This window comes from Luteimicrobium sp. DT211, from assembly GCF_049844995.1.
Lineage (GTDB): Bacteria > Actinomycetota > Actinomycetes > Actinomycetales > Cellulomonadaceae > Luteimicrobium.
In genome coordinates, this window is the sequence record NZ_JBNCMC010000003.1 from 104,490 (window position 1) to 131,482 (window position 26,993).

22 protein-coding genes and 1 tRNA gene are annotated in these 26,993 nt (G+C 74.5%); 9 read left to right on the forward strand and 14 right to left on the reverse strand.

The annotated features are described in order from the left end of the window. Positions 1-134: 134 nt before the first annotated feature. Together ACLQ14_RS08310 and ACLQ14_RS08315 are read right to left on the reverse strand one after the other, a co-directional pair. Entirely contained in the window at positions 135-1,598 is a 1,464-nt protein-coding gene (locus ACLQ14_RS08310) for an arylsulfotransferase family protein (protein ID WP_425811832.1), read from the reverse strand. Positions 1,599-1,769: 171 nt separating this feature from the next. After that, positions 1,770-2,732: a zinc-binding dehydrogenase gene (locus ACLQ14_RS08315; protein ID WP_425811834.1), complete on the reverse strand. Its 963-nt coding sequence runs from the start codon at positions 2,730-2,732 to the stop codon at positions 1,770-1,772. Positions 2,733-2,882: 150 nt separating this feature from the next. Here ACLQ14_RS08315 and ACLQ14_RS08320 point away from each other — a divergent pair, with 150 nt between their 5' ends. Then, entirely contained in the window at positions 2,883-3,500 is a 618-nt protein-coding gene (locus ACLQ14_RS08320; RefSeq protein ID WP_425811836.1) for a TetR/AcrR family transcriptional regulator, read from the forward strand. 28 nt (positions 3,501-3,528) lie between these two features. On the opposite strand, the gene ACLQ14_RS08325 is transcribed toward ACLQ14_RS08320, so the two are convergent. The 7 genes from ACLQ14_RS08325 to ACLQ14_RS08355 all read right to left on the reverse strand — a co-directional run bounded on the left by ACLQ14_RS08325 (position 3,529) and on the right by ACLQ14_RS08355 (position 13,095). Further along, the gene (locus ACLQ14_RS08325) at positions 3,529-5,355 is read right to left on the reverse strand and encodes an ABC-F family ATP-binding cassette domain-containing protein (protein WP_425811838.1); all 1,827 of its coding nucleotides are present in this window, start codon (positions 5,353-5,355) and stop codon (positions 3,529-3,531) included. Positions 5,356-5,401: 46 nt separating this feature from the next. Continuing rightward, the gene (locus ACLQ14_RS08330) at positions 5,402-7,774 is read right to left on the reverse strand and encodes an FdhF/YdeP family oxidoreductase (RefSeq protein ID WP_425811840.1); all 2,373 of its coding nucleotides are present in this window, start codon (positions 7,772-7,774) and stop codon (positions 5,402-5,404) included. After that, entirely contained in the window at positions 7,771-8,712 is a 942-nt protein-coding gene (gene fdhD, locus ACLQ14_RS08335) for a formate dehydrogenase accessory sulfurtransferase FdhD (RefSeq protein ID WP_425811842.1), read from the reverse strand. Before fdhD ends, ACLQ14_RS08330 begins: the two co-directional genes overlap by 4 nt. Before the next feature lie 160 nt (positions 8,713-8,872). Beyond that, positions 8,873-9,391, reverse strand: coding sequence for a MarR family winged helix-turn-helix transcriptional regulator (locus ACLQ14_RS08340; protein ID WP_425811844.1), 519 nt, complete (start codon positions 9,389-9,391; stop codon positions 8,873-8,875). A 71-nt stretch (positions 9,392-9,462) separates the two neighbouring features. Then, positions 9,463-11,133, reverse strand: a complete 1,671-nt coding sequence (locus tag ACLQ14_RS08345) for a thiamine pyrophosphate-binding protein (RefSeq protein ID WP_425811846.1) — start codon at positions 11,131-11,133, stop codon at positions 9,463-9,465. A 142-nt stretch (positions 11,134-11,275) separates the two neighbouring features. Then, complete coding sequence (locus ACLQ14_RS08350) at positions 11,276-12,496, reverse strand: CynX/NimT family MFS transporter (protein ID WP_425811848.1); 1,221 nt, start codon at positions 12,494-12,496, stop codon at positions 11,276-11,278. A gap of 2 nt (positions 12,497-12,498) precedes the next feature. Continuing rightward, on the reverse strand, positions 12,499-13,095 hold the full coding sequence (locus ACLQ14_RS08355) for a MarR family winged helix-turn-helix transcriptional regulator (protein WP_425811850.1): 597 nt from the start codon (positions 13,093-13,095) through the stop codon (positions 12,499-12,501). A gap of 146 nt (positions 13,096-13,241) precedes the next feature. Here ACLQ14_RS08355 and fdhA point away from each other — a divergent pair, with 146 nt between their 5' ends. After that, positions 13,242-14,468 carry a formaldehyde dehydrogenase, glutathione-independent gene (gene fdhA, locus ACLQ14_RS08360; protein ID WP_425811852.1) on the forward strand — a complete coding sequence of 409 codons (1,227 nt, stop codon included), beginning with the start codon at positions 13,242-13,244 and terminating at the stop codon, positions 14,466-14,468. A gap of 42 nt (positions 14,469-14,510) precedes the next feature. Here fdhA and ACLQ14_RS08365 read toward each other — a convergent pair whose 3' ends face one another. The 5 genes from ACLQ14_RS08365 to ACLQ14_RS08385 all read right to left on the reverse strand — a co-directional run bounded on the left by ACLQ14_RS08365 (position 14,511) and on the right by ACLQ14_RS08385 (position 20,242). Next, a complete protein-coding gene (locus ACLQ14_RS08365) occupies positions 14,511-15,641 on the reverse strand; it encodes an NAD(P)-binding domain-containing protein (RefSeq protein ID WP_425811854.1) in 1,131 nt (376 codons plus the stop codon). 52 nt (positions 15,642-15,693) lie between these two features. Then, positions 15,694-16,902, reverse strand: a complete 1,209-nt coding sequence (locus tag ACLQ14_RS08370) for an ABC transporter permease (protein WP_425811856.1) — start codon at positions 16,900-16,902, stop codon at positions 15,694-15,696. After that, entirely contained in the window at positions 16,899-17,846 is a 948-nt protein-coding gene (locus ACLQ14_RS08375) for an ABC transporter ATP-binding protein (protein WP_425811858.1), read from the reverse strand. The genes ACLQ14_RS08370 and ACLQ14_RS08375 overlap by 4 nt, the downstream gene beginning before the upstream one ends. Positions 17,847-18,006: 160 nt before the next feature. Next, entirely contained in the window at positions 18,007-19,476 is a 1,470-nt protein-coding gene (locus ACLQ14_RS08380) for a collagen-binding domain-containing protein (RefSeq protein ID WP_425811860.1), read from the reverse strand. Positions 19,477-19,633: 157 nt separating this feature from the next. Next, on the reverse strand, positions 19,634-20,242 hold the full coding sequence (locus ACLQ14_RS08385) for a TetR/AcrR family transcriptional regulator (protein WP_425811862.1): 609 nt from the start codon (positions 20,240-20,242) through the stop codon (positions 19,634-19,636). A 388-nt stretch (positions 20,243-20,630) separates the two neighbouring features. Between ACLQ14_RS08385 and ACLQ14_RS08390 the strand changes: the two genes are divergently transcribed. From ACLQ14_RS08390 to ACLQ14_RS08420, 7 genes are all read left to right on the forward strand, one after another. Further along, positions 20,631-20,702: transfer RNA gene (locus ACLQ14_RS08390), tRNA-Gln, on the forward strand. A gap of 72 nt (positions 20,703-20,774) precedes the next feature. Further along, entirely contained in the window at positions 20,775-22,502 is a 1,728-nt protein-coding gene (glmU, locus tag ACLQ14_RS08395; protein WP_425812859.1) for a bifunctional UDP-N-acetylglucosamine diphosphorylase/glucosamine-1-phosphate N-acetyltransferase GlmU, read from the forward strand. Further along, complete coding sequence (locus tag ACLQ14_RS08400) at positions 22,499-23,485, forward strand: ribose-phosphate diphosphokinase (protein ID WP_425811864.1); 987 nt, start codon at positions 22,499-22,501, stop codon at positions 23,483-23,485. Before glmU ends, ACLQ14_RS08400 begins: the two co-directional genes overlap by 4 nt. A gap of 10 nt (positions 23,486-23,495) precedes the next feature. Then, positions 23,496-24,170: an SIMPL domain-containing protein gene (locus tag ACLQ14_RS08405; protein WP_425811866.1), complete on the forward strand. Its 675-nt coding sequence runs from the start codon at positions 23,496-23,498 to the stop codon at positions 24,168-24,170. 76 nt (positions 24,171-24,246) lie between these two features. Then, entirely contained in the window at positions 24,247-24,984 is a 738-nt protein-coding gene (locus ACLQ14_RS08410; protein WP_425811868.1) for a hypothetical protein, read from the forward strand. Next, positions 24,977-25,915, forward strand: a complete 939-nt coding sequence (locus ACLQ14_RS08415; RefSeq protein WP_425811870.1) for a hypothetical protein — start codon at positions 24,977-24,979, stop codon at positions 25,913-25,915. Before ACLQ14_RS08410 ends, ACLQ14_RS08415 begins: the two co-directional genes overlap by 8 nt. Before the next feature lie 464 nt (positions 25,916-26,379). Next, positions 26,380-26,988 (forward strand): 50S ribosomal protein L25/general stress protein Ctc, encoded by a 609-nt coding sequence (locus tag ACLQ14_RS08420; RefSeq protein ID WP_425811872.1) that lies wholly within the window; start codon positions 26,380-26,382, stop codon positions 26,986-26,988. Positions 26,989-26,993: the final 5 nt, after the last annotated feature.

Below are 26,993 nucleotides of genomic sequence, written 5' to 3' on the forward strand. Positions count from 1 at the left end.
GCCCCCCCCCCCCCCCCCCCCCCCCCCGCCCGCCCGGCCGGGGCCCCGGCCCCCCCCCCCCCCCCCCCCCCCCCCCCCCACCCCGTCCTGGCAGGGCCCGGATCCCGTCTTCGCGAGGCATCCGGGCGGCCGTCCTACTTCGCGGGGGTGCCGGTGCCGAGCACCGCGCCGTCGGCGTCGAGCGCCTGCACCGCGACGTACGCGCCGAGCCCGGAGGCGTGGACCGTCGTCTCGAAGCCCTTCTTCGCGGCCGTGGCGACGGGCTTCGCCGAGGCCTCGTCCGCGCCGGTCACGACCCGCCAGCTCGCGACGTCCGTCGCTCCGTTCCAGCTCACGTGCACCGCGTCCCCCTGCACGACGACGTCCGGCGGGTCGGTGGGGGTCGCGTGCCACGTCTGGCGGTACGCCCGGTAGCTGGACCCGGACGAGAAGGTGAGCTCGCCGATCAGCGTCCCGCCGCCGTCGTACTCGGTCAGGTAGGGGCGCTGCCCCCAGCCCACGAGCACGTTGCCGTCGGGGAGGACCTGCACGTTCCCCTGCGTGTCGGAGTGGCGGGCGGCGGGGGGCAGGTACTCGGCGACCATCGTCGTCGTCATCGCCTTCTCGTCCACGGTGAGGCGCAGCCCCCGCGACGTCGGCCCGACCCTCGGCGAGCCCTCGTTGTCGAACAGCGTGAGGGTGCCGTCGTCCTGCAGGCGGATGTCGTGCTGCCACGCGAACTGCGCGCCCTGGACGAAGTCGTCCTCCTTGCCGCCCAGGTGCCAGTCGACCTTCCCCGTCGACCGGTCCGCCTTGTACACGGTGTGGGTGTTGCGGGCCGAGAGGAGGAACGCACCGTCGCCGTCGAGCGCGACCGCGTTGAGGTGGAAGTAGTCGAACGGCTTGTCCTGCGTGCCCTCGTCCTTCGGCAGGCTCGAGTACGTCTCCGCCACGGGGACGTGGTCGAGGGAGCGCCACTCCCACAGCACCTTGCCGGTGGCGATGTCGACCTCCTGCGCGACGCCCTCCTGGACCCAGCCGTCCTTCGGGCCGCCGACGGCGGTGAGGTCCGCCCGCGCGGGGACGTACGCGGTCAGGAGGATCGTGTCGTCCGGCGTGATGGTCGTCTCGTGGATGTCGGCCTTGCCGGCGCCGACGTCGCCGCCCGTCGTCACCGTCGCGACCTGCCGGTAGTGCGTGTCCAGCAGCGTGACGCGTCCCGCGCCCGACCCCGACTCCGTCGACGTGCCCTCCCAGTAGGTGAGCACCGGTGCGCCCTTGTACTCCTGGACGCGCACGTCGAACGGGCCGACCTTCATCGGCGACACCCACACGGGCTCGCCCGTCGGGTCCACGAGGAGCGCGCCCTGCATGGCCGGCTCCTGGTCCTCGTCCTTGGGGCCGAGCGCGATGACGTTGCCCTCCGCGGCGTCGTCGGACGGGTCGTGGGGGAGGGAGCCGACCGTCGTCCGCATGACCGGCGGAGTCAGGTCGGGCCGGGTCACGTAGGCGTGGGCGTCGGCGGGCGGGTCGGTCGGGTCCGTGAGTGGTGCGTCGTCCGAACAGCCGGCGGCGAGCGCCACCACGGCCCCGACGACGACGGCGCTCAGGCCGCGCACAGGGCGACGCCTCGTGGCGGGCGAGGGACGACGGACAAGGGTGCTCACGCGCAAGACCTCCCAGGTCAGCGGACCGATCCCCTGCGCAAGGTGCTGCCCCTCGATCATCTCGGACGGCTCGAGGGACCGCTCCCCGAGCGTTGCACCCTTGCCTGTGTGCCCCCTCCCGGCTCAGGGAACCAGGACGATCCGCCCGAACACGCTGCCGGCGTCCATCGCGCGGTGCGCGTCGGCGGCGGCGCTCAGCGGGAGGACGTCGTGCACGACGGCGTGGAGCTCGCCGCGCGCCGCGGCGGCGAACAGGTCGGCCCGGACGGCGTCCCTCGTCGCGGTGGGGACCGTGTCGAGGCTGAAGGTCGCGAACGAGCGGGACTGCTGGAACGAGCGGACGAGGCTCATCCCGAAGTCCGCCGGCGGCATCCCCGCGACCGCCCCGACGAGCACCATCCGGCCGTTCGGGGCCAGCCGGTCGAGGAACGCCGGGACCCCCGCCCCGCCGACGATGTCCACGACCACGTCGTACGACGCCGGCGCTGCCCCGTCGCCGGCGCCCGCGCGGTCGAGCGCGTGGGTGGCCCCCAGCGTGCGGAGGCGGCTGCCGCGCTCCGCCGACGACGTCGTGACCGCGACCGCGCTCGCCCCGCCGCGCGCGGCGAGCTCCACGGCCGCGATGCCCAGGCTGCCCGCCGCGCCGCGCACGAGGACGGAGTCCCCGGGTTCGAACCGCGCGTGCGCGAGCGCGAAGTGGGCGACCGGCCCGGCGCTCCCGAGCGTGACCGCGTCGATCGCCGACAGGTCGTCGGGCAGCGCGACCACGTCGCCCACGCGCGCGACCGCCTGCTCGACGTACCCGCCGCCGGTGCCCGTGAACGCCCAGACGCGGCGGCCGAGCCACGCGTCGTCGACGCCCGGGCCGACCTCGGTGACAGTGCCCGCGACCTCGCTCCCGGGGATCAGGCCCTCGGTGAAGCCGTACCCGCCGAGCGTTCCCCGGCGGATCACCGCGTCGACGCCGCCGACGCCGATCGCCGCGGTCCTCAGGGCCATCTGGCCCGGTCCGGGCGTGGGGGCGGGGACGTCCGTCACGACCATCCCGCTGGGGTCTCCGAACCGTTCGATCTTGACGGCCTTCATGCGTGTCTCCTTCGTGTCCTGGTGCCCGCCCGCCGCCTCGCGAAGCAGGCGTACTTCGCGAGTGGCGGGTCCGCGATACCGTCGTGACGGTAGTGGACGCACCCGTCCGCTTCGCCGAAGTGAGAACGACACCGGGAGAGGCTGTCTCAGATGCTCCGCGCCGACGCCCAGGACAACCGCGACCGCATCCTCGACGCCGCCCGGCTCGTCTTCGCCGAGCGCGGGCTCGACGCCACCATGCGCGAGGTCGCGCGGCGCGCCGGCGTCGGCCCGGCGACGCTGTACCGCCGGTTCCCGACCAAGCAGCAGCTCGTCGACGAGGCGTTCGGCGACGAGCTCCGCGCCTGCGAGCAGATCGTCGACGACGCGTGCGCCGACCCCGACCCGTGGCGCGGGTTCCGGAGCGTGGTCGAGGAGCTCACGGTGCTCAACGCGCGCAACCGCGGGTTCGTCGACGCGTTCATGTCGGCGAACCCGCACGCCGACGTCTTCGTCGCGCACCGCGCCGCTCTGCTGCGCAAGCTCGTCGCCCTGGGGGCGCGGGCGAAAGCCCGCGGCGAGCTGCGTCGCGACTACGAGCTCGACGACCTCCTGCTCGTCCTGCTCGCAGGCCGGGGCCTCGCCGCCGCGCCCGACGCCGACCGGGCGGCCGCCGCCCGCCGCTTCGCCGCTCTCGCGGTCGACGCGCTGCGCGAGTCGGGGACGAACGCACCGCTGCCCCGCGTCCCGAGTCTGGCCGCCGCCGTCGTGAGCGCCGCGGGCGGCTGACGGAGCGGCCCCCGCCCGGACGGGTGCGCTACCCGACCAGCTCGGACAGCTCCAGCCACCGCTCCTCGAGCGACGCGACCTCGGCCTCGAGCCCGCGCAGCTCCTCGGTGCGCTCGCCGAGCCAGCCGTAGTCGGACTGGTCGTGCTCGGCCATCCGCGCGTGCAGCGTGTCGACCTGGCCGGTGAGCTTCGCGAGCCGCCGGTCCACGGCCTCCAGCTCCTTGCGAGCAGCGTGCAGCGCGGACCCGCTGAGCGCAGGTTCCGCCGAAGCGGACTCGACGGGAGCGGGGGCGGCGTTCCCCTGGTGGCCCCCGGACCCAGCAACGGCGCCCGACCCAGCCGACGAGCCAGCCCCCGCCGCACGCAGCCGCAGGTACTCGTCGACCCCGCCGGGCAGGTGCCGGAACTTCCCGTCGAGGATCGCGTACTGCTGGTCGGTGATGCGCTCGAGCAGGTACCGGTCGTGCGAGACGACGATCAGCGTCCCGGGCCAGGAGTCGAGCAGGTCCTCCATGGCGGCGAGCATGTCGGTGTCGACGTCGTTCGACGGCTCGTCGAGGATCAGCACGTTGGGCTCGGACAGCAGGACGAGGAGAAGCTGCAGCCGCCGCTTCTGCCCGCCGGAGAGCTCGCGGACGCGCGCGGACAGGTGCTCGCGCGCGAAGCCGAGGCGCTCGAGGAGCTGCGCGGGCGTGAGCTCCTTGCCGTCGATCACGTAGCTGGTGCGGGTGCGGGCCAGGACGTCGCGGACGCGGTCGTCGGCGATCTCGTCGAGCTCGCTGAACTGCTGGTCGAGCATGGCGAGCCGCACGGACTTGCCGCGCTTGACCCGGCCCACCGTGGGCTGGAGGGTGCCGGCGACGAGCGCGAGGAGCGTCGACTTGCCCGCCCCGTTGGCGCCGAGGACGGCGGTGCGCTCGCCAGGGGCGATGCGCCACTCGACGTCGTGCAGGATCTCGCGGCCGTCGAACGAGACGCCGGCGTCGAGGAGGTCGACGACGTCCTTGCCGAGCCGCGCGGTCGCGAGCCGGGAGAGCTCGAGGCGGTCGCGCGGCGGCGGGACGTCCTCGATGAGCTGGTTCGCGGCGTCGATGCGGAACTTCGGCTTGGAGGTGCGGGCGGGCGCGCCGCGGCGCAGCCAGGCGAGCTCCTTGCGCATGAGGTTCTGCCGCTTGGCCTCGACGGCGGCCGCCTGCCGGTCCCGCTCGACCCGCTGCAGCACGTACGCGGCGTACCCGCCCTCGAACGGCTCGACCACGCGGTCGTGGACCTCCCACGTCGCCGTGGCGACCTCGTCGAGGAACCAGCGGTCGTGGGTGACGATCAGCAGGCCGCCCGCGTTGCGGGGCCACCGGCCGCGCAGGTGCCCGGCGAGCCAGGTGATGCCCTCGACGTCGAGGTGGTTGGTGGGCTCGTCGAGCGCGACGACGTCCCAGTCGCCGACGAGCAGCGCCGCGAGCGCGACCCGCCGACGCTGGCCGCCGCTCAGGGTGCCGATGCGGGTGTCCCACCCGATGTCGGGGACGAGGCCGGCGATGACGTCGCGGACCTTCGGGTCGCCCGCCCACTCGTGCTCCGCGCGGTCCCCGACGATCGCCTGGCCGACCAGGGCGTCGTCGTCGAGCGTGTCGGACTGGTCGAGGACGCCCATGCGGACGCCGCCGCGGCGGGTGACGCGGCCGGCGTCGGGCCGGATGCGGCCGGAGAGCATGCCCAGCAGGGACGACTTGCCGTCGCCGTTGCGGCCGACGATGCCGACGCGGTCGCCCTCGTTGATGCCGATCGTCACGTTGTCGAAGACGACGCGCGTCGGGAATTCCAGGTGCAGGGCCTCGGCCCCGAGGAGATGTGCCATCGGGTCCAAGGGTAGGCGGGGCCCCGACCCGGAGATGCCGTGGGTATCAGGCGGGGGCGGGGACCTCCGCGGGCTCGAGCCGGACCACGACCGCCTTGGACACCGGCGTGTTGCTCTGCTCGGCGACGGCTCCGAGCGGCACCAGGACGTTCGCCTCCGGGAAGTACGCGGCCGCGCAGCCGCGCGCGGTCGGGTAGGCCACGACGCGCAGGCCGGGGAGCACGCGGTCCACGCCGTCCTCGAACTCGCTGTGCACGTCGACCTGCTGCCCGTCCCGGAGCCCGAGGTCGGCGACGTCGTCGGGGTGGACGAAGATCACGTCGCGGCCGCCCTTGACGCCCCGGTACCGGTCGTTGCGCGAGTAGATCGTGGTGTTGAACTGGTCGTGCGCGCGGACCGTCTGCAGCAGGAGCCGGCCGGGCGGGCACGCGACGTGCTCGAGCGCGTTGACCGTGAGGTGCGCCTTGCCGTCGGAGGTGGGGAAGGTGCGGGAGTCGCGCGGGCCGTGCGGCAGGACGAACCCGCTCTCGCGCCGGATCTTCGCGTTGTAGTCCTCGCAGCCGGGCACGACGGCGGCGATGTGGTCGCGGACGACGTCGTAGTCGCGCTCGAAGCCCTCCCAGTCGACGGCGTCGAGGTCGTGGGCGTCGGCACCCCGCTCGCGGCGGGCGTCGGCGGCGGCGCGCGCGATCCGGGCGACGATCGTCACCTCGGACAGGAGGTTCGGGCCCGACGGCTCCACGGACCCGCGCGACGCGTGGACCGCGCAGACCGTGTCCTCGACGGACACGAACTGCTCGCCCGACGCCTGCCGGTCGATCTCGGTGCGCCCCAGGCAGGGCAGGATCAGGGCCTCGCGGCCGGTGATCGTGTGGGACCGGTTGAGCTTGGTGGAGATCTGGACGCTCAGCCCGGTGCGGGCGATCGCGCGCTCCGCGACGGCGGTGTCGCTGATCGCGGACACGAGGTTGCCGCCCAGCGAGACGAACGTACGGATCCGGCCGTCGCGCATCGCGTCGATCGTCCCGACGGCGTCGAGCCCGTGCTCGCGGGGCACGCTGGTCCCGAACTCGGCGTCGAGCGCGTCGAGGAACGCGTCGGGCATCTGCTCCCAGATCCCCATCGTCCGGTCGCCCTGGACGTTCGAGTGGCCGCGGATCGGCGACGCGCCCGCGCCGGGGCGGCCGATGTTCCCCCGGAGCAGCAGGAGGTTGACGATCTCCTTGATGGTGGGCACGGCCTTCTTGTGCTGCGTCAGCCCCATCGCCCACGTGACGATGACGCGCTGCGCCGTGAGGTAGCGGTCGGCGAGCTCGTCGATCTCGGCGCTCGCGACGCCGGTCGCCGCCAGCACCTCGTCCTCGTCGAGGTCCGCGAGCGACGACGCGAAGGCGTCGAGCCCCGTCGTGTACGTGTCGATGAAGTCGTGGTCGAGCACGTCGCCCGGGTGGCGTGCCTCGGCGTCGAGCACGCGCTTGCTCACCGCCTGCAGGAGCGCCATGTCGCCCCCGAGCCGCACCTGCACGAACTGGTCCGCGAGCGCCGTCCCGCGGCCCACGATCCCGCGCGGCGTCTGCGGGTTCTTGTAGCGCATGAGGCCGGCCTCGGGCAGCGGGTTGATCGCGACGATCTGCGCGCCGGCGTGCTTGGCCTCCTCGAGCGCGGTGAGCATGCGCGGATGGTTGGTGCCGGGGTTCTGGCCCATGATGATGATGAGGTCCGCCCGCGCGAAGTCGTCGTAGGTCACCGTGGACTTCCCGACGCCGATGACCTCGCCGAGCGCCGAGCCGGTGGACTCGTGGCACATGTTCGAGCAGTCGGGCAGGTTGTTGGTGCCGAAGGCGCGCGCGAACAGCTGGTATGCGAAGGCCGCCTCGTTCGACGTGCGCCCGCTCGTGTAGAACGAGGCCTCGTCCGGCGAGTCGAGGGCGGCGAGGTGCTGGCCGACGATCCGGAACGCCTCCTCCCACGAAACCGGCGCGTAGTGGTCGGAGTCCGCGGCCTTGTACACCGGGTCGACCAGGCGGCCCTGCTGCCCCAGCCAGTACTCCGACCGCCCGGCCAGCTCGGTCAGGGAATGCTCGCGCCAGAAGCCCTGGTCGACCGTGAGCGTCGACGCCTCCCACGCGACCGCCTTGGCGCCGTTCTCGCAGAACTCCGCGGGCTTGCGGCGGTCGGGGTCGGGCCACGCACAGCTCATGCAGTCGAACCCGTGCTTGTGGTTCATCCGCAGCAGCAGCTTCGCCGTCCGGGCGGGACCCATCCCGCGCAGCGTGGGCTCCATCGCGTGCACGATGCCGGGGACGCCCGCCGCCCACTCCTTGGGAGGGCCGACCTTCAGCCCGTCGTCCTCCGCGCCGACGTCGTGCTGCGGCGCCCCGGCGGGCACCCGTCCCTCGCCCGTTCCCACGTTGCTCATGCCGCCCCCGCCTCGCTCGTCCTGCCCGGTCGTGCTTCCCGCCCGACGACGGCGCCCGCCCCGCCCGCACCGTCCTGGGTTCCGCTCTGCAGCCGTCCCGCCCCGGAGTAGACGACCATGGAGGCGCCCCTCAGGAACCCGACGAGGGTGAGCCCGGCGTCGTCGGCCAGCTCGGCGGCGAGCGACGAGGGAGCCGACACCGCCGCGAGCACCGGGACGCCGGCCATCAGGGCCTTCTGGGTCAGCTCGAAGCTGGCCCGGCCGGACACCATGAGGACCGTCCCGCGCAGCGGCAGGAGGTCGCGCTGGAGCGCCCACCCGACGACCTTGTCGACCGCGTTGTGGCGGCCCACGTCCTCGCGGGCCACGAGGAGCTCGCCCGTGCGGCCATCGAACAGGCCGGCGGCGTGCAGCCCGCCCGTCCGGTCGAAGATCGCCTGGGCAGCCCGCAGCCGGTCCGGCAACGTCGCGAGGAGCTCGGGGTCGAGGACGAGCGGGTCGTCGGCGACCGTGAACGCCGACCGGGTCCGCACGGCGTCGACGGACGCCTTGCCGCACAGGCCGCACGAGCTCGAGGTGAAGAACTCGCGAGCCAGCGCCGGATCGGGCGGGCGGACGCCGGGCGCGAGCCCGACGTCGAGCACGTTGTACGTGTTCTCGGGCGTCCCGGCGGGTCCGGTGGCGGTGGCGCCCGCGCAGTAGCGGGCCGCCGCGACGTCCGCGCCGCGGGTCAGGATGCCCTCCGAGACCAGGAAGCCGGCCGCCAGGTCGACGTCGTGCCCGGGCGTGCGCATCGTGACCGCGAACGACCGGCCGCCCACGCGGATCTCGAGCGGCTCCTCGACGGCCAGCACGTCCTCGCGGACCGACACGCTCGCGGGGCCGTCGGTGTCGATTCGGATCCGGCGGACCCGCCGCCGCGCGGTGAGCCGGCTCATCGGGCGACCCGGGGGGAGAGGGGAGTGACGTCGTCGTCCATCCCTCAGGCCTACCAGCGCGGGGGTGTTCCGCACAACGGGGGCGTGCGGGACGCGCCCGGGCGAGCTGTCAGAACGTGGTGCGGCCGGAGGCTCACGAGCTTCTGACAAACCCCCGGGATCAGGCGCGGGGGGACTCCGCCGGGATCGCCGGGTGCTCCTCGGCCAGCGAGCCGAACCGGTCCGCCGGGTCGATGCCGCGCACGATCTTGCCGAGCACGCGCACCAGGTCGGCGACGTCGGCGTCGTCGAGCTGGTCGTACACGTGCTCCAGGACGTTGCGCGCGTGCCCGGGCGCGGACGCGACGACCTTCTCCCACCCGGCCTCCGTCAGCGCCGCGACGGTGACCCGCCCGTCGTCCGGCGCGGGGGACCGGCGCACGTACCCGCGCTCCTCGAGCCGCCGCACGACGTGCGAGAGGCGGGGCAGCGTGGCGTTCGTCCGGCGGGCGAGGGCCGACATGGGCAGCGACCGGTCCTCGGACTCCGACAGCATCGCGAGGGTCAGGTACTCGTAGTGGGTCAGCTGCGCGTCGTGCTGGAGCTGTTGGTCGAGGATGCCCGGGAGCAGCTCGACGACGGCCTGCAGGCGCAGCCAGCTGCGCATCTGATCGGCGGTGAGCCAGCGCGGCTCGGCCATGCGTCCCTCCTGCGTCCGACGGTCGGCTCCCAACCTATCGGTCCGCTGTGACGCCGGCTGCGGGACGCGCGTCAGTGACGCCGGTTCGCCCGCAGGATCTCCTCCTGGTAGGGGGCGACGACGGCCGGCGAGACCCGGCAGTCGAGGAGCAGGAACCGGCGGGCGTCCGCGGGCTCGTCGCGCCAGGCTGCCACGCGGTCCAGGTCGGCGAGCGACCGGACCACGACGCCCTCGGCCCCGACGGCGCTCGCGAGCGCCGCGAAGTCGGCCTCGGGGATCCGCATGGGGCCGTCGGTGAGCCCCTGGCGCCCGTACACGTGCACCTCGGCGCCGTAGGCGGCGTCGTTCCAGACGACGGCCAGCCCCCGGCCGCCCGCGGTGCGGACCGCGGTCTCGAGGTCCGCGAGGGCCATGAGGCCGCCGCCGTCGCCGGTCGTGAGGACGATGGCGGAGCCCGGGCGAGCCGCGGCGGCGCCGGCGACGCTCGGGAACCCGAGACCGATGGACTGGTAGGCGGTGCCGACCATGAGCATGCGGTCGGGCGACGCGACGGGCCAGTACATGTTGGCCCAGCCGATGAAGTGGCCGCCGTCGGACACGACGACGCGGTCCTCCGGGAGCAGGCCGGCGAGCCGGTGAGCGACGCTGCGCGGGTCGAGGCGCCCGTCGGGGGCGAGGCCGTCCGCGGGGCCCGGCTCGTACGCGCGGGCGGCGGCGGCGTCGACGCTCTCGCGCCAGCCCGACGGCGTGGCGTGCGCCGCGCGCAGCGCGTCGACGAGCGCGCGGGTCACGATCGCGGCGTCCCCGCGGACGAACGCCCCGACGTGCCGGTGCGTCGCGGCGGGCGCGGTGTCGACCTGCACGACGCGCGTCCCGGGCGCGAACAGCTCGCCGAACCGCATCGTGAACTGGTTGAGCGACGCCCCGACGACGACGGCGACGTCCGCCTCGCGCACGAGCGCCATCGCGCCGTCCGCGCCGAACCCGCCCGCGACGCCGAGGTCGTAGCGGGCGTCGGGGAAGACGCCGCGACCCAGCGCCGTGCTGACGGTGAGGGCGCCGGTCGCGTCCGCGAGCTCGCCGAGCGCGTCGCCGGCGCCCGCGAGCCACGCGCCGCGGCCCGCGAGGAGGAGCGGTCGCTCGGCGCCGGCGAGGGCGCGGGCGAGGTCCGCGATCGCCGCGGCGTCGAACGGGCCGGAGGGGGCGAGCGGCCCGGGCACGGCGGGAGCGGGCGGCTCGGGCAGCGGACCGGCGTCGAGGGCGGCGACGTCGTAGGGGATCGCGAGCACCACGGGCACGCGGTAGGCCAGCGAGTGCTCGATCGCGATGATCGTCGTGGCGGCCGCGTCCGCGCGTCCGACGGTGTAGGTGCGGGCACCGACGGCGGCGGCGAGCGCGATCTGGTCCACGTCCCAGGGCCGCGGGCCCGACGTCGGCTCGTCGCCCGTCAGCAGGACCAGCGGCACGCGCGCCTGCGCGGCCTCGGCCAGCGCGGTGAGCGTGTTGGTGAACCCCGCCCCGTAGGTCGCCGTGGCCGCGGCGATCCTGCCCGACGCGCGGAAGTGGGCGTCCGCGGCGACGACCGCGCCCGACTCGTGCCGGACGGCGTGGAAGGCGGTGGTGGTCTCGCGCTCGAGCGCGTCGAGGAACCAGGCGTTGCCGTTGCCCATGACGCCGAACACGTGGTCGACGTGCCGGGCCAGGGTGCGGGCGACGTGGGCGGAGACGGTGGTGGCGGACATGGGGACCTCACGGTGACACGGACGGATGCGCTGCCGTATGTGCCCCGGGGCGTCCTGCGCCCGCGCGCGCCCCTTTGGAGAGCGCCGGCGGGACGTGCCCGCCTCGACGTCTCGCAGTCTAGGACGCCGACGTCGGCGAGGCCTACGTCGCTGTGCCCCGTGCGTCCGGCGTGCGCGGGGCCGTCGCGAGGAGCCCGGCGACGACCATGACGGCGATCACGCAGAGCAGCACGACGAGCGGGGCGGTCCAGCCGCCGGTCGCGGTGTGGACGGCGCCCATCACGGACGGCGCGAGCGCGGCGATCACGTACCCGAACGTCTGCACGGCGGTCGAGGTGGTCCTGGCCTCGCGCAGCGTCGTCGCGCGGAGGGCGACGATCGTGAAGATGACGGTGAAGTTCGCGCCCTGCGCCGCGCCCGCCGACGACGCCCAGACCGGCCAGAGGCCCGGCGCGAGCAGCAGGCCGAGCGGGAGCGCGAGCCAGCAGACGGCGATCACGACGAACGCCCCCCGCGGCGTGACCCGCCACCCCAGGACCAGGGGGATCAGCAGCGAGCCGATCGCGCCGAAGAGCTGGAACAACGACGCCGCGCCGCCGGACGCGCTCGGGTCGAGGCCCATCGTGTCGTGGAGGATCGTGGGGAGCCACGCCGTCGTGCCGTAGTACCCGAACGACTGGCCCGCGAACATCGCGACGAGCAGCCAGGTCAGCGGCCGCCGCAGCGCGTGGACCTCGTCGGCGGCGCTGGTGGGTGCGGTCCGGGGGGTGGCCTCCGGGCCGCGGCGGCGGATCGCGGCCTGCCACACGACCCACGCGACCGGGACGAGCACGGCCCAGCCCGCCAGGGCCCACTGCCAGCCGACGGCGTCGGCGACGGGCGCGGTGAACGCGGTCGCGAGGACGGACCCGCCGTTGAGCGCGGCCGAGTAGATCCCGGTGACGCGGGCCGCGCTTCCCGCGAAGTCGCGGGCGACGACGAGCGGCACGGCGATGTTGCCGGCGGTGATGGCGAGGCCGATGAGGACGGTCCCCGCCAGGGCGGCGGCGAACGACCCCGCGGAGCGCACGACGGTCCCGAGCAGGATGGTCGCGAGCGCGAGCTGCACGACGCGCTCGATGCCGAGCCGCGCGATCAGGGCCGACGCGAGCGGCGACGCGACGGCGAAGCACAGCACCGGCAGGCCGGTGAGCACGCCGACGGCCGCGGCCGACAGGGCGAGGTCGGCCCGCACGTCGCCGGTCACGGGCGCGAGGGCCACGATCGGGGTGCGCAGGTTGAGCGCGACCAGCACGACGGCGGTCAGCAGCAGGCCGGACGCGCCACCGGCGGGCAGTCTTCTGGGAGTGGACGGGGTGCTCATGCTCAGCCCTCGAACGGGCCGACGACGACGCGCAGCAGCGCCGCGAGGCGCGGCCGGTCCGCCGCGGGGAGGACGTCGAGGATGCTGGCCTCGACCTGCAGCAGCTCCGTCATGGCGGCGTCGACGCGGCGCAGGCCCTCGTCGGTGAGCTCGACGAGGACGCCGCGGCGGTCGTCGGGCGAGCGGTGCCGCTGGACGAGGTCGCGCTCCTCGAGCCGGTCGATGCGGTTGGTCATGGTGCCGCTCGTCACGAGCGTCTGGGTGACGAGCGCGCCGGGCGAGAGCCGGTACGGCTGGCCCGCGCGGCGCAGCGCCGACAGGACGTCGAACTCCCACGGCTCGAGGCCCGAGCGCGCGAACGCGCCGCGGCGGGCGAGGTCGAGGTGGCGGCCCAGGCGGCTCACCCGGGAGAACACGGTGAGCGGCTCCACGTCGAGGTCCGGGCGGACGCGCTGCCACGCGGCGACGATGCGGTCGACCTCGTCGGGGTGGTCCTCGTGCCCGGACCGGTCTTCGTGCCCGGCGGGGTCCTCGTGCCCCGCGCGGTCCAGGGGCTCCGGCTGGTCCCCGGGGATCGGGCGCGGGTCGGTGGCGGGCATGGTTCGAGGGTACCCGTCTCTTGACATCAAGAGTCTTGACGGGCCCGGGTTCGGGCCCCCTCCTGCGCCGGTCGACCGTCCGTGCCTACGGTCGGGGAAGCCCCCGGGAGACCCTCGGGGGGAATCGTGATCAAGGAGGATCCACGATGGCCGAGAAGAACCGCGCAGTCGCGTACGAGGGCCCCGGCAAGGTCCAGGTGATCGACATCGACTACCCGACCTTCGAGCTCAAGGACGGGCCGGGCGTCAACCCCGCGAACGTCGGGCGCAAGGTGCCCCACGGCGCGATCGTCAAGACGGTGGCGACGAACATCTGCGGCTCGGACCAGCACATGGTCCGCGGCCGCACGACGGCCCCGCAGAACCTCGTGCTGGGCCACGAGATCACCGGCGAGGTGGTCGAGGTCGGGCCCGACGTGGAGTTCGTGAAGGTCGGCGACCTCGTCTCGGTGCCGTTCAACATCGCGTGCGGGCGGTGCAAGAACTGCAAGGAGCGCAAGACCGGGATCTGCCTCAACGTCAACCCCGACCGGCCCGGGAGCGCGTACGGGTACGTGGACATGGGCGGCTGGGTCGGCGGACAGGCCAACTACGTGCTCGTCCCGTACGCGGACTTCAACGCGCTCGTCTTCCCGGACAAGGACCGGGCGATGGAGAAGATCCTCGACCTGGCGATGCTGTCGGACATCTTCCCGACCGGCTTCCACGGCGCCGTGACCGCGGGCGTGGGCGTCGGCTCGACGGTGTACGTGGCGGGCGCCGGGCCGGTGGGCCTCGCCGCGGCGACGGGCGCGCTGCTGCTCGGTGCGGGCGCCGTGATCGTCGGGGACATGAACGCCGACCGCCTCGCGCAGGCCCGGTCGTTCGGCTGCGAGACCGTCGACCTGACGAAGGGCGACCCCGTCGACCAGATCGAGCAGATCCTCGGCGTGCCCGAGGTGGACTGCGGCGTCGACGCCGTCGGCTTCGAGGCCAAGGGACACGGCGCGGGGGCGAAGGAGGCGCCCGCGACGGTGCTCAACGACCTCATGGACCTCACCGCCGCGGGCGGCGCGCTCGGCATCCCCGGGCTCTACGTCACCGGTGACCCGGGCGGGATCGACGAGGCTGCCAAGAAGGGCTCGCTGTCCCTCAGCCTCGGCACGGGGTGGGCGAAGTCCCTGTCCTTCACGACCGGCCAGTGTCCGGTCATGAAGTACAACTACGGGCTCATGCAGGCGATCCTCCACGACCGCGTGCACATTGCGAAGAACGTCGGCGCGACCGCCATCTCGCTCGACGACGCACCCCGGGGCTACGCCGAGTTCGACCAGGGGGCGGCGCACAAGTACGTCATCGACGCGAACGGGTACCTGGGCGGCAAGGCCGCCTGACCCCGAGGCGGAGGTACCTCGCGAGGTAGACGGGCCGCCCGTCTACCTCGCGGGGGAGGGGAGGGCGTCGAGGTACCGCGCGACCCCGCGGGCGGCGTCGCGGCCGGCCCGGTTCGCGCCGATCGTCGACGCCGACGGCCCGTACCCCACGAGCTGCACCCGCGGCTCGCCGACGACGCGCGGGCCGTCCATGACGATCCCGCCGCCCGGCCCGCGCAGGTGCAGCGGGGCGAGGTGGTCGAGCGCCGCGCGGAAGCCGGTCGCCCACAGGATCGCGTCGGCGTGCTGCTCGGTGCCGTCGGCCCAGGCCACGCCGTCGGGCGTGATCCGCTCGAACATCGGCCGGCGCACGAGCACGCCCCGCGCGGCGGCGTCGCGCAGGGCGGGGGTCAGGATCAGCCCGGTCACGCTCACGACCGACCCGGGCGGCAGCCCGGCCCGGACCCGCTCGTCGACGAGCGCGACGGCGTCGTGCCCGGCTCGGGACGTGAACTCGTCGTCGCGCCAGACCGGCTCCCGGCGCGTGACCCACGTGGTCGAGGCGACCTCGCTGATCTCCGCGAGCAGCTGGACCGCGCTGATCCCGCCCCCGACGACGACCACGTGCTGCCCGGCGAACTCCTCCGCCCGCACGTAGTCGACGGTGTGGAGCTGACGGCCCCGGAAGGTCTCCTGGCCGGGGTAGTGCGGCCAGAACGGCTTGGTCCACGTCCCCGTCGCGTTGACCACCGTCCGCGCGAGCAGCGTGCGGCCGTCGGCGAGGGTCACGCGGAGGGGCGCCGCGTCGTCGTCGGCGACCGGCTCGACGCGCGTCACGCGCGCGGGCCGCACGACGGGCAGGTCCGCCTCGCGCTCGTACGCCGCGTAGTAGCGGGGTACGGCGACGCGGGACGGCTCCGCCGGGTCGACGGTCGGCAGCGCCATGCCGGGCAGGTCGTGGACCTTGTTGACGGTCGCCATGCGCAGCGACCTCCACCGGTGCCGCCACGCGCCGCCCGGGCCTTCCTCGCCGTCGAGCACGACGAAGGTGCGCCGGCCGGCCGCGGCACCCGGCTCCCACGGGCCGACGAAGCCGCGGCGGCGCAGGTGCCACGCCGCCGAGAGGCCCGCCTGCCCGGCGCCGACGACGACCGCGTCGACGGTGCCCGGCGCGAGCGTGGGGAGGGTGGTCACGTCGGGACAACGCGCGGGGGCGGCGTCGTCATCCGCGCGGCGCTCAGCATCCTCAGGCGGCGCGCAGCGCGTCCCGGAGCTTCACGCGCGCGCCCGTGCGCAGGACGGCGTTGGAGTAGACGCGCCCCGCGAGCCACACGAGCGCGGGCACGCAGGCGAGCGAGATCAGCACGGACGCGACCGCCTGCCACGTCTCGACGGTGCCGAGAGCGATCCGGATCGGCATCACGAGCGGCGCGCAGAAGGGCAGGTAGCTGAGCCACTGGACGATCGGGCTGTCCGGGTTCCACGGCGCGATGGAGATCCCGATGACGTACGGCACGATCATGAGCATCACGACGGGCGCGGTGACCGAGCCGATGTCCTCCTGCCGCGAGACGAGCGCCGCGAGCGCCGCCAGGGCGAGGGAGTACATGACGAACCCGACGACGAACCACACGAGAGCCCACGCCGCCGTCGTGCCCAGGTCGATGTCGCTGGTCTTGACGAGCCCCAGCACGGCCGCGGTCCCCGCCCCGCCGATCACGACGACGGCCACCTGCACCAGCCCGACGACGCCGATGCCGAGCACCTTGCCGGCCATGAGCTGCCAGGGCCGCACGGTCGCGAGCAGGAGCTCGACGACGCGGCTCGACTTCTCCTCGACGACGCCCTGCGCGACGAGCTGCGCGCACGTCTGGAGCGTGATGAACAGCAGGATGCCGGCGACGTACCCGGCGACGATCTGGGCGCCGTCGCGCTTGGCCTCGGGCTCGAGGGGCGTCACGTCGAGCGTGGTGCTGCTGAGCTGCTGCGAGACCTTGGTCGGGTCGCCGCCCAGCTCCTTGACCGCGCCCGCGAGCGCCGTCTGCTGGCGCAGGCTGGTGAGCACGGCCGCGCTCGTCGGGTCGAGCTCCTTCTTCACGACGACCGTGAACGACGCCGGGTCGCCCGTGAGCGCGGCGTCGAGGGAGCCGTCGTCGACGCCCTTCTTCGCGGCGGCGTCGTCGGCGACGTTCTTGACCTCGACGTCGTCCCCCGCCGCCTGTGCGGACGCCTCGAGCGGCTGCGCGAGGGACGCCGTCTGGGGCGTGAGGCCCACGACCTTCGCCGACGACGAACCCTGGGCGAGGTGCAGCACGATCCCGCCGACGACGACCGCGACGAACATGACGAGCGTCGTCACGATGTACGCGCGCGACCGCAGCCGCGTGGTGAGCTCGCGGCCGGCGACGAGGCGCACGGTGCCCCAGCCGGACGAGGGGGCAGGAGGGGTGCTCACGCGGCGGGCTCCTCGGTCGGGGCGGACACCACGTCGCGGTACAGGTCGACGAGCGAGTGGCGGACGGGCGTGAAGGTGCGGACGGGGCCCGCGGCGAGCGCGGCCGCGAGGACGGCCTGGGCGGCGTCGTCGGGCGGGAGCGGCCCGGCCCCGGGGACGCCGTCGAGCTCGACGACCGTCCGGGGGCCGTCGGAGCTGACGACGCGGAGCCCGCTGCCCGATGCCAGCGAGGGCGCCCAGGCGCTCGCGGCGGCGCCGTCGACGAACCACTGCGGCCGCGCGGCGGTGCGCAGGTCGTCGATCGCGCCCTCGGCGACCATCTGGCCGTCCTTGATGATCCCGACCCGGTCGCACAGCCGCTCGACGAGGTCGAGCTGGTGGGACGAGAACAGCACGGGGACGCCGGCGGCGGCACGCTCGCGCAGGACGCCGCTCATGACGTCCACCGCGACCGGGTCGAGGCCCGAGAACGGCTCGTCGAGGACGAGGATCTCGGGGTCGTGGACGAGGGCGGCCGCGAGCTGGACGCGCTGCTGGTTGCCGAGCGAGAGCTTCTGGACCTCGTCGGTGCGGCGGTGCGCGACGCCGAGGATCTCCGTCCAGCGCTCCATCGCGTCCTTGGCGTCGTCGGGCGACTTGCCGTGCAGGCGCGCGAGGTAGACGAGCTGCTGGTCGACGCGCATCCGCGGGTAGAGGCCGCGCTCCTCCGGCATGTAGCCGATGCGGCGGCGCACCTCGAGGTCGACCGGGCGCCCGGCCCACCGGACCTGGCCGGAGTCCGGGGCGAGGACGCCGAGCGCGATCCGCATGGTCGTCGTCTTGCCGGCGCCGTTGGAGCCGACGAAGCCGAAGATCTCGCCCGAGTGGACCTGGAACGTCATGTCGCGGAGCGCACGGACGTCGCCGTAGGTCTTGTCGAGGTGGTCGATCTCGAGGGTGGGCATCGTCGCTCCCGCCGCGGTCGGCTGTCCGATATCGGTGCAGTTCAGGTCACCAGTATTTCAGGTCACACGGAACCATACGCCGGGGCACACGTCGACGGGGTCCGGCCCGGCACCGCCGGTCGGGGTGCCGGGCCGGACGGCGCGGGGCCGGGACCCGCGGTCAGCCGCGAGCCACGCGACGCCGGACGACGAGGAGGACGACGCCCGCAGCAACGAGGGCGAGGCCGGCCACGAACGGGCCGACCAGGGACGCGCCCGTCGTCGCGAGCGGGCCGGTCGCCGACGCCCCGCCGCTCGGCGAGGCGGTCCCGCCCGTTCCGAGCACCTGGGTGGTCGGGGTGGTCGTCGTCGTCGGGACGACCGGGGCGGGGCTGGTCGTCGTCTGCGACGGCGTCGGCGTGCTCGTGCTGTGGGTGGGCGACGGCGTGGGCGTCGCGGTGCTCTGCGTCGGCGACGGCGTCGGGGTGGCCGTGCTCTCGGTCGGCGACGGGGTCGGGGTGGGCGTGGCGCACGACGACGCCGACGCGTACTGGTGGATCTCGCCGCCCCGCGTGACCAGCGACTTCGCGATGACCTGTCCCTCGATCCGGCTGCTCGCGTCGGTCGTGAGGTCGACGTCGGGCGCGAGGATCGTGCCGGTGATCAGCTCGCCGGTCACGGTCGCGGCGCCCGCGCCGGTGAGGTTCCAGGTGACGTAGGGGGCCCAGGGGTTGGGGTCGTCGGCGGTCGGGTTGCCGGGCATGCCGGCGCCCCGCAGCGGCGGGGTCCTGACGTCGCCCGCGATGCCCGTGACGTCGACGACGAGCTGCGTGTCGGCGCCCGGTGCGACGTCCGCGAACGTCAGCGAGGCGAGGCGGCCCAGGGTGGCGGCGTCGACCGTGAGGACGTTGAGCCTGCCCTCGGTCAGGGTGATGACGCCGTCCGAGCCGTTCGCGTCGAGCGTCGCCGTCGCGGCGTCGTCCCCGCCCACGGAGCGCAGCGCCTCGCCCTGGGCGGCCAGCGTCGGGAAGCGGCTGTCGACCACGGACGCCGCGGCCGGGTACGTGACCGCGTGGTCGCCGTCGAACGTCTGGTTCGCGTCGGAGCTCACGTCGATCCACGGCCTGGTGTTCTCGTCGGTCGCGGCCGCGTGCAGGCGGTCCACCCCGGACCGGGGGGCGAGCGTCAGCCCGGCGGTCTCGCCGACCTTGATCGCGCCGAGCTGGTCGGGCGCGATCGTGCCCGTGACGCCGTTGTGGGACGTGACCTGCAGGCTCCCCGTCGAGGCGAGGTCGAGGGTGCCGCCCACGAGCAGACGCGTCGGGTCGCCGTCGACGACCGGCAGCGCGTACCCGTCCGGCGTGAGGCCCGAGCTGTGGATGAGGTTCGTGTCGGTCGGCAGGGTGAGGTCCCCGCCCAGGGCCAGGGAGCCCTCGGTCTCGGAGTTGCCGAGGTCGACGTCGTGCTGCACGAAGATCGTGAAGCCGTCCGTGTCGTAGCCCGTGCAGACCGGCGCGGGCGACGGCTCTGCCGCGGTCCCGGTCGCCGCGCTCGCGCTCAGGGCGCCCGCGACGCCGAGGGCGCCCACCACTCCGAGGGTCACGGCGGTCGCGCCGAGGCGTGCGGTCCGGGGACGGGTGACGTGGTGCATGGGGTGCTGCTCCTTGGCGACCGCGGCGCGGTCTCGCGGGACATGACCCCGACACGGTACGGCGTGTCCCTGGCCGGTTCGAGGTGAACGGCCCGAGATGTCGCCCCACGGTGAGGCCCGCCTCACACAGCCTTCACACCCGCTCGACGGCGCAGCCTCAGCGCGCGGCCGGCGGCTCGTGCAGCGTCGGCCGCTTCTCCAGGTGCGACAGCCCGTTCCAGGCCAGGTTGACCAGGTGTGCCGCGACCTCCGCCTTGGGCGGCCGCCGCGCGTCGACCCAGTACTGCCCCGTCAGCGCCACGCTCCCCACGAGCATCTGCGCGTACAGCGCCGCGAACTTCGGGTCGAGCCCGCGGTCGCGGAACTGGCTGCGGAGCAGCGTCGCCACCTGGGTCGCGACGTCGCCGATCAGGCTCGAGAACGTCCCGGTCGCCTGCGCGACGGGGGAGTCGCGGACGAGGATCCGGAAGCCGTCCTCGGAGCTCTCGATGTACGTGAGGAGGGCGAGCGACGCCCGCTCCAGCAGCACCTTCGGGTGGCCGCGCGACGTCAGGGCGCCCGTGAGGGCCGCCGTGAGCGCCTGGATCTCGCGGTCCACCACCACCGCGTAGATGCCCTCCTTGCCCCCGAAGTGCTCGTAGACCACCGGCTTCGACACCTCGGCCCGCTGGGCGATCTCCTCCACGCTCGTCCCGTCGAAGCCCTTCTCCGCGAACAGGCCCCGGCTGACGGCCAGCAGCTGCTCGCGCCGCTGGCTCGCGGTCATGCGGGAGCGTACGGGCCGCTTCGGTTCGGGCGTCATCGCCCCATTGTGCCGCGCACCCGGTTCGCCGACGGTGACGTCGCGTTCGCCGACGGCGACGCCGCGCGCCTGTGGCCGGGTCCGCGGGCAAGCGTGCCGTCGTCGGACGCGAGATACCGAGATGCGCTCGAGATACCGATGCAGACGCGGTATCTCGACCCAAGCTCGGTATCTCGGCCGCCGCGGGCCGGGGTCACACGGCTGCTCAACCCTCCCGCCCCGACCGTCCCGGCCACGGAGCGCTCGACCACGGGCGGGGCGCCGATGTCACGGACGGGTCACGCGGACCTGGCAGACTAGGGCCCGACGCGCCACCTCTCGCACGGCCGCCCGGCGGGCCCTCCGCCGGCAGTCCGCCTTGGTGTAATCGGCAGCACACGGGTTTTTGGTGCCCTTGGTCCAGGTTCGAGTCCTGGGGGCGGAGCGAGCGCGACGAACGACGACGGGAGCTCACGTGACGGCCCAGACCGCACCGACCACCGACGACTCCGGATCCATGCAGGACAGACCGCAACTCTCAGCGGCGGTGGTTCTCGCCGCGGGCGAGGGCACGCGCATGCGCTCGACGACGCCGAAGGTGCTGCACGCGATCGGCGGGCGCACCCTGCTGGGCCACGTGCTGGCAGCGACGCGGGAGCTCGACGCGCGTCGCACGGCCGTCGTGGTGCGTCACCAGGCGGAGCGGGTGGCGGAGCACGCGCGCTCGGTCGCGGAGGGGATCCTGGTCGTCGAGCAGGACGAGCTCCCCGGCACGGGTGCAGCCGTCCGGTCGGCGCTGTCGGTGCTCGACGCCGCGGCCCACGCGGACCGTGCGGCGCACGGGGTCCCGCTGGGTCAGGAGGGCCAGGTGCTGGGCGCCGGGCTGGAGGGCGCGGTGCTGGTCGTCGCGGGGGACCTGCCCCTGCTCGACGCGGGCACGCTCGGCCAGCTGGTCGCCGCGCACGTCACGGACGGCAACGCCGTCACGGTCCTGACCACGGTGGTCGAGGACCCGACGGGCTACGGCCGGGTGGTCCGCGAGGAGGGCACGGGCGACGTCCTGCGCATCGTCGAGCACCGGGACGCGAGCGCCGAGGAGCTGGCGGTCGCGGAGATCAACACGTCGGTCTACGTGTTCGACGCGGAGGTGCTGCGCTCCGGGCTCGCCCGCATCACGCAGCACAACGCGCAGGGCGAGCTGTACCTGACCGACGTCGTGGCGCTGGCCCGCGAGGACGGCGGGCAGGTCCGGGCGATCGTGTCGGAGGACCCGTACGCCGTCGAGGGCGTCAACGACCGTCTGCAGCTGGCCACGCTCGGCCGGATCCTCAACGACCGCACGGTCGAGGACTGGATGCGCGCCGGGGTCACGGTGGTCGACCCGGCCACCACCTGGATCGACGTCGACGTCGACCTGGCGCCGGACGTCACGATCCTTCCGGGCACGCAGCTCCACGGGGCGACGGTCGTCTCGACGGGCGCGACCATCGGCCCGGACACTACGCTCACGGACGTGGAGGTCGGTGAGGGCGCGGTGGTCTCGCGGACGCACGCGACGCTCGCCGTGATCGGCGCCGGCGCGAACGTCGGCCCGTTCGCCTACCTGCGGCCAGGCAGCGTGCTCGGCGAGAAGGGCAAGATCGGCACGTTCGTCGAGACCAAGAACGCGCAGATCGGCGCGGGCTCCAAGGTCCCGCACCTCTCGTACGTCGGGGACGCGACGGTCGGCGAGGGCACCAACATCGGCGCGGCCACCGTCTTCGTGAACTACGACGGCGTCCACAAGCACCACACGACCATCGGGTCGCACGCCCGCACGGGCGCCGACAACCTCTTCGTGGCCCCGGTGACGGTCGGCGACGGCGCCTACACGGGCGCCGGGTCGGTCATCCGCCAGGACGTGCCGTCGGGCGCGCTGGGCGTGAGCGCGGGGGCGCAGCGCAACATCGAGGGCTGGGTCGAGCGCCGTCGTCCGGGCACCGCCGCCGCGCAGGCCGCCGCCGCGGCCCGCGGCGAGGGCAAGGAGCCGACGGGTGACGACGACTCCTCGGACGACGCGGTCGTGCCGGCGACCGAGCCTGCCACGCTGACGGGCGCGATGCCCGCGCTCGGCGCCCAGGCGCTGCGCGAGCTCGCGAAGCACGCCGACGCCGCGGACCAGCCTCGCCCGACCTCGCCCCACTCGGAGGCGCTGGACGACACGCTCACGATCCGCACCAGCCGCACCGAGGGGACCGACCGATGACCACGCTGCTCACCGGCCAGAAGAACACGAAGACGCTCGTGCTGGCCTCCGGCCGCGCGCACCCGGAGCTCGCGAAGGACGTCGCCCGCGAGCTGGGGGTCGACCTCCTGCCGACGTCGGCGTACGACTTCGCGAACGGCGAGATCTACGTGCGGTTCGGGGAGTCGGTGCGCGGCACGGACGTGTTCCTGCTGCAGAGCCACACCGCGCCGATCAACCAGTGGATCATGGAGCAGCTGCTCATGGTCGACGCCGCCAAGCGGGCGTCCGCGCGGACCATCACGGTCGTCGTCCCGTTCTACGGGTACGCGCGTCAGGACAAGAAGCACCGCGGTCGTGAGCCGATCTCGGCCCGCCTCATGGCCGACATGTTCAAGACGGCGGGCGCGGACCGGATCATGAGCGTCGACCTGCACTCGGCGCAGGCGCAGGGCTTCTTCGACGGCCCGGTCGACCACCTGTGGGCCATGCCGATCCTCACGGACTACGTCCGGGGCCGCGTGGACCTCGGCAACGTCACGGTCGTCTCGCCCGACGCCGGTCGCATCCGCGTGGCCGAGCAGTGGGCGGCGAAGCTCGGTGGGGGCCCGCTGGCGTTCGTCCACAAGACGCGCGACGTCACCCGCCCCAACCAGTCGGTCGCGAACCGCGTGGTCGGCGACGTCGAGGGCCGCGACTGCGTGCTCGTCGACGACCTCATCGACACCGGCGGCACCATCGCGGAGGCCGTCAAGGTCGTCCTCGCTGCGGGCGCGAAGAGCGTCATCGTCGCCGCGACGCACGGTGTCCTGTCCGACCCGGCCGCCCAGCGGCTGTCCGAGTGCGGGGCGCGCGAGGTCGTCGTGACCGACACGCTGCCCATCACCGCGGACAAGCAGTTCGGGCAGCTCACGGTCCTGTCGATCGCCCCGGTGATCGCGCGGGCCATCCGCGAGGTCTTCGACGACGGCTCGGTGACCTCGCTCTTCGACGGCAACTCCTGACGGAGGACACATGCCCTGGCCCGACGGACGTGAGGAGCGTGCGGCGCGTCCCGGCGCACGCGGGCCGCGCCGCAGCGTGACCGTGACGGGCGAGGGCGGCGCCGAGGGCGTGCCCGACGTCGTGCTGGCTGAGCTCGGCGCGGAGGCTGCCGCGCCCGACGTGCAGGCGGCGCTCGACGCCGCGACCACGGGGCTCGCGGCGCTGCGTGCGTCGCTCGCGTCCGCGGGGGTCGCCGACGCCGATGTCCGGACCGCCCAGACGTCCACGTGGACGGAGCGGCCGGGGCCCGGGACGTCCGCCGGCGACGACGCGCCGAGCCGCACCACCGCCCGGGCGACCCTGCGCGTGGTGCTGCGAGACGTGGACGGCGCGGGCGCCGTCGTCCGCGACGCGCTCGCGGCGGCCGGTCTCGCGGCCCGGCTCGAGTCCCTGACCACGGCGCTGTCCGACCTCGCGCCGCTGGCCGAGCGGGCGCGCGAGGCAGCGTTCGAGGACGCTCGGGCCCGCGCGGAGCAGTACGCGCGGCTCGCCGGCAAGGCGCTCGGCGACGTCCTCGAGGTCCGTGAGGAGGCGGACGCCGGCGCCCCGGCGCCCGGCGCGCTGAGGGCGGCGGCGCTCGTCGTCGAGCCGGGGCAGCAGGAGGTCCGCGCGTCGGTCACCGTCCGCTGGGCGTTCGCGGACTGAGCCCCGGCGCACCTCGCGTGCCCGCCGACGTACGAAGCGGCGCGGCGACGACTCCTTCCGGGTGGAGGCGATCGTCATGGAGGACGTGCGCGTGGGCCGTCGGGTGCGCAGGACGTCGTGGCGCGCCGGTGCGCTCGGCCTCGTCCTGGGCGGGCTGGTGCTCCTCGTGTCCGGGTGCGGCGGGAACGGCGGCGGCCCGCCCGACGCCGCCCCCGGCCCCGCGGTGAGCGACACTGCGACGGGCGGGGACGACGGGCTCCTCGAGCCGCAGGCCGCGCCCGACAAGAAGCTGTCCTTCCAAGGTGCGGGGCCGGGCAACGGGGCCGGGGTCGCCGGCGACTGCGTGAGCTGGCAGTGGAACGGGGACAGCGCCGGGATCCTGAGCGGTGGGGTGGCGTTCGTGGTCACCGGCGTCTGGTTCGACCCGCAGGGCATCGCGACCGCGTCCCGGTCGGGCTGCGAGCCTGGTGGCTCACCGTGGTGCGAGCAGGGGACGCGGCTCACGTCCGACAGCTCGTCGTGCCAGTTCGGCGTGGAGGCAGAGCCCGGCGTGGACACGGCCTTCACCGCGGTCGTGCACGGCACGATCGACTGCTCGCAGGCGACGGAGCAGCGCTGCGCGGAGGCCGTGGCCACCATCCGGGCCCAGCCGACCACCGGCGCCTCGATCGACCCGCCGCCAGGCACGGAGGACGGCTCGGGCGGCGACGAGGGCTCGAGCAGCCCGACGGACGCCACATCGTCCGCGCCGTCGGGCGAGGGCGCGGCCGCGCCGTCGGGCGACGGGTCCAGCGGGACCCCCGACGATGGCTGACGACGCCGATCGCCCGGCCCTCCCGCCGTGGCTGGGCCTGGTCTTCCAGGTCGCCGCGCCCGCCACGCTGCTGAGCGCGCTGCTGTTCTACTTCGGCTACGTCTACACCCAGGCGTACTTCTGGTACTTCGGGCTGGAGGTGGAGCTCGTCGGGCTGTCGACGCGCGAGGTGATCCAGCGCAGCCCGCTGCCGCTGTTCCTGCCGCTCGTGGGGATCGTGCTGGTCGTGGTGCTGGTGGTCGCGGTCCGCCGACGCGCGGACGCCCGGCTCGCCGCGGCGGCGACCGACCCGGCGGCCGCCGCGCGTCTCGAACGCCGGGGCACCGCCGTCGTCCTCGCGGGGGCCGGGCTCGTGGCGGCCGGGCTCGTGCTGCTCGTGGGCGCCGGGGCGTTCGACGGCTGGTTCGCGTACCCGCTCGTGACGCCGGTCCTCCTCGCTGTCGGCGGGACGGTGGCGGGCCTCGGGCTGCGGTACTCGCGGCTGCGCACCACGGTCACGGCGGTCGGCGTGTGGGTCGTGGTGGCGGCCGCCGCCTTCTGGGCGACCTCCACGGTCGCGGACGCGCTCGGGCGGGGCGCCGCCCGTGACCTCGCCGCCGACTTCTCCGACCTGCCCGCCGTCGTCGTGGACAGTCCCGTCGACCTGCACCTGACGAACACCGTCCGCGCCCCGCGGGACCTGTGCGTCGAGCGCGCCGGCGAGGATCCGGACCGGGCGTGCGTGAAGGCCGGCGGGCCGCGTTACCGCTACACGGGGCTGCGGGTCCTCGTGCGCGGGCCGGACGCGACGTTCGTCGTGCCCGCGCGCTGGGACCCGCACGGCTCGACGGTCCGCCTCTCCGACGACCTGCACGCCCGCTTCCAGTACCAGTTCGTCTGCGACCCGCCCTCGACGTGGCAGGGCGCGCCCGATCCCTGCGGCACCGGCTGACGGTCGGCGCGGCCCGCCGGTGACCTGTCGTCCGCAGACTCCGCGTCGTCGAGCACGCGATCCCCGCCCGCCGACCACGAGCTCCGCGCCCGTCTGTTCGAGCAGACGGGCGCGGGCCCCGTGTTCGGCGGGCACCGGTTTCGTGTCGCGGCAGCTGGCGGGTACCCTGGTGAGGTTGCCTCGGCGAGGGACGTCTGACGGGCCGGCAGCTCGCGAGAGCGAGAAGCGCCCGTCATCCACAACATCGGATTCCCCGGAACTGTTCGGGGCTCTCCGGCGTCCGTGATCGACACAGGCGGCGTGCACGCGCGCGTCCGTCATGCGTCCCGCGCCGATGCAGCCGCCGTCCGGACGGACGACCCGTCGCAGCAGCCCTCTCTGCGGCCCGGTCCATCGGCCTCCGGACGAAGCCGTCCGCACCCCACTGTCGGTCGGCCCGCTCAGCCACTGGAGAGAAGAACCTCATGTCCGAGACGAAGCTCGTCGCCCAGACCCGTTCCGAGTTCGGCAAGGGTGCCGCCCGCCGACTGCGCCGCGCCGGCCAGGTTCCCGCCGTCATCTACGGCCACGGCGCCGACCCGCTGCACGTCGCCCTCCCGGGCCACGACACCATGCTCGCGCTCAAGCACTCGAACGCCCTCCTCGAGATCGACATCGACGGTGCCGAGCACCTCGCGGTCGCCAAGGAGGTCCAGCGCGACCCGGTCAAGAACGTCATCGAGCACGTCGACCTCATCACCGTGAAGCGCGGCGAGAAGATCACCGTCGAGATCCAGGTCATCGTCGAGGGCGAGTCGGCCCCCGGCACCACGCACCTGCAGGACGCCACGCACCTCCAGCTCGAGGTCGAGGCCACGAACATCCCCGAGTCCGTCACGGTCTCGATCGAGGGGCTCGAGATCGGCGCGAAGGTCCACGCCTCCGACGTGACCCTCCCGCAGGGCGCGAGCCTGGTCTCCGACCCGGAGACGCTCGTCGTCGCCGTCAACGAGGCCCGTGCGGCCGAGACGGAGGAGACCGAGGAGTCCGCCGAGGGCGAGGCCGCCCCGGCCGAGGAGTCCGAGGAGGCCTGAGCCTC

Bases quoted from the DNA above. Each gene is read 5' to 3' on its own strand.
- ACLQ14_RS08410 (WP_425811868.1), top strand. From the start codon at position 24,247: ATGGAGGACGTGCGCGTGGGCCGTCGGGTGCGCAGGACGTCGTGGCGC.
- ACLQ14_RS08400 (WP_425811864.1), top strand. From the start codon at position 22,499: ATGACCACGCTGCTCACCGGCCAGAAGAACACGAAGACGCTCGTGCTG.
- ACLQ14_RS08340 (WP_425811844.1), bottom strand. From the start codon at position 9,391: ATGGCCGAGCCGCGCTGGCTCACCGCCGATCAGATGCGCAGCTGGCTG.
- ACLQ14_RS08345 (WP_425811846.1), bottom strand. From the start codon at position 11,133: ATGTCCGCCACCACCGTCTCCGCCCACGTCGCCCGCACCCTGGCCCGG.
- ACLQ14_RS08330 (WP_425811840.1), bottom strand. From the start codon at position 7,774: ATGAGCAACGTGGGAACGGGCGAGGGACGGGTGCCCGCCGGGGCGCCG.
- ACLQ14_RS08380 (WP_425811860.1), bottom strand. From the start codon at position 19,476: ATGCACCACGTCACCCGTCCCCGGACCGCACGCCTCGGCGCGACCGCC.
- glmU (WP_425812859.1), top strand. From the start codon at position 20,775: ATGCAGGACAGACCGCAACTCTCAGCGGCGGTGGTTCTCGCCGCGGGC.
- ACLQ14_RS08350 (WP_425811848.1), bottom strand. From the start codon at position 12,496: ATGAGCACCCCGTCCACTCCCAGAAGACTGCCCGCCGGTGGCGCGTCC.
- ACLQ14_RS08405 (WP_425811866.1), top strand. From the start codon at position 23,496: ATGCCCTGGCCCGACGGACGTGAGGAGCGTGCGGCGCGTCCCGGCGCA.
- ACLQ14_RS08320 (WP_425811836.1), top strand. From the start codon at position 2,883: ATGCTCCGCGCCGACGCCCAGGACAACCGCGACCGCATCCTCGACGCC.
- ACLQ14_RS08355 (WP_425811850.1), bottom strand. From the start codon at position 13,095: ATGCCCGCCACCGACCCGCGCCCGATCCCCGGGGACCAGCCGGAGCCC.
- fdhA (WP_425811852.1), top strand. From the start codon at position 13,242: ATGGCCGAGAAGAACCGCGCAGTCGCGTACGAGGGCCCCGGCAAGGTC.
- ACLQ14_RS08415 (WP_425811870.1), top strand. From the start codon at position 24,977: ATGGCTGACGACGCCGATCGCCCGGCCCTCCCGCCGTGGCTGGGCCTG.
- fdhD (WP_425811842.1), bottom strand. From the start codon at position 8,712: ATGAGCCGGCTCACCGCGCGGCGGCGGGTCCGCCGGATCCGAATCGAC.
- ACLQ14_RS08420 (WP_425811872.1), top strand. From the start codon at position 26,380: ATGTCCGAGACGAAGCTCGTCGCCCAGACCCGTTCCGAGTTCGGCAAG.
- ACLQ14_RS08325 (WP_425811838.1), bottom strand. From the start codon at position 5,355: ATGGCACATCTCCTCGGGGCCGAGGCCCTGCACCTGGAATTCCCGACG.
- ACLQ14_RS08375 (WP_425811858.1), bottom strand. From the start codon at position 17,846: ATGCCCACCCTCGAGATCGACCACCTCGACAAGACCTACGGCGACGTC.
- ACLQ14_RS08385 (WP_425811862.1), bottom strand. From the start codon at position 20,242: ATGACCGCGAGCCAGCGGCGCGAGCAGCTGCTGGCCGTCAGCCGGGGC.
- ACLQ14_RS08315 (WP_425811834.1), bottom strand. From the start codon at position 2,732: ATGAAGGCCGTCAAGATCGAACGGTTCGGAGACCCCAGCGGGATGGTC.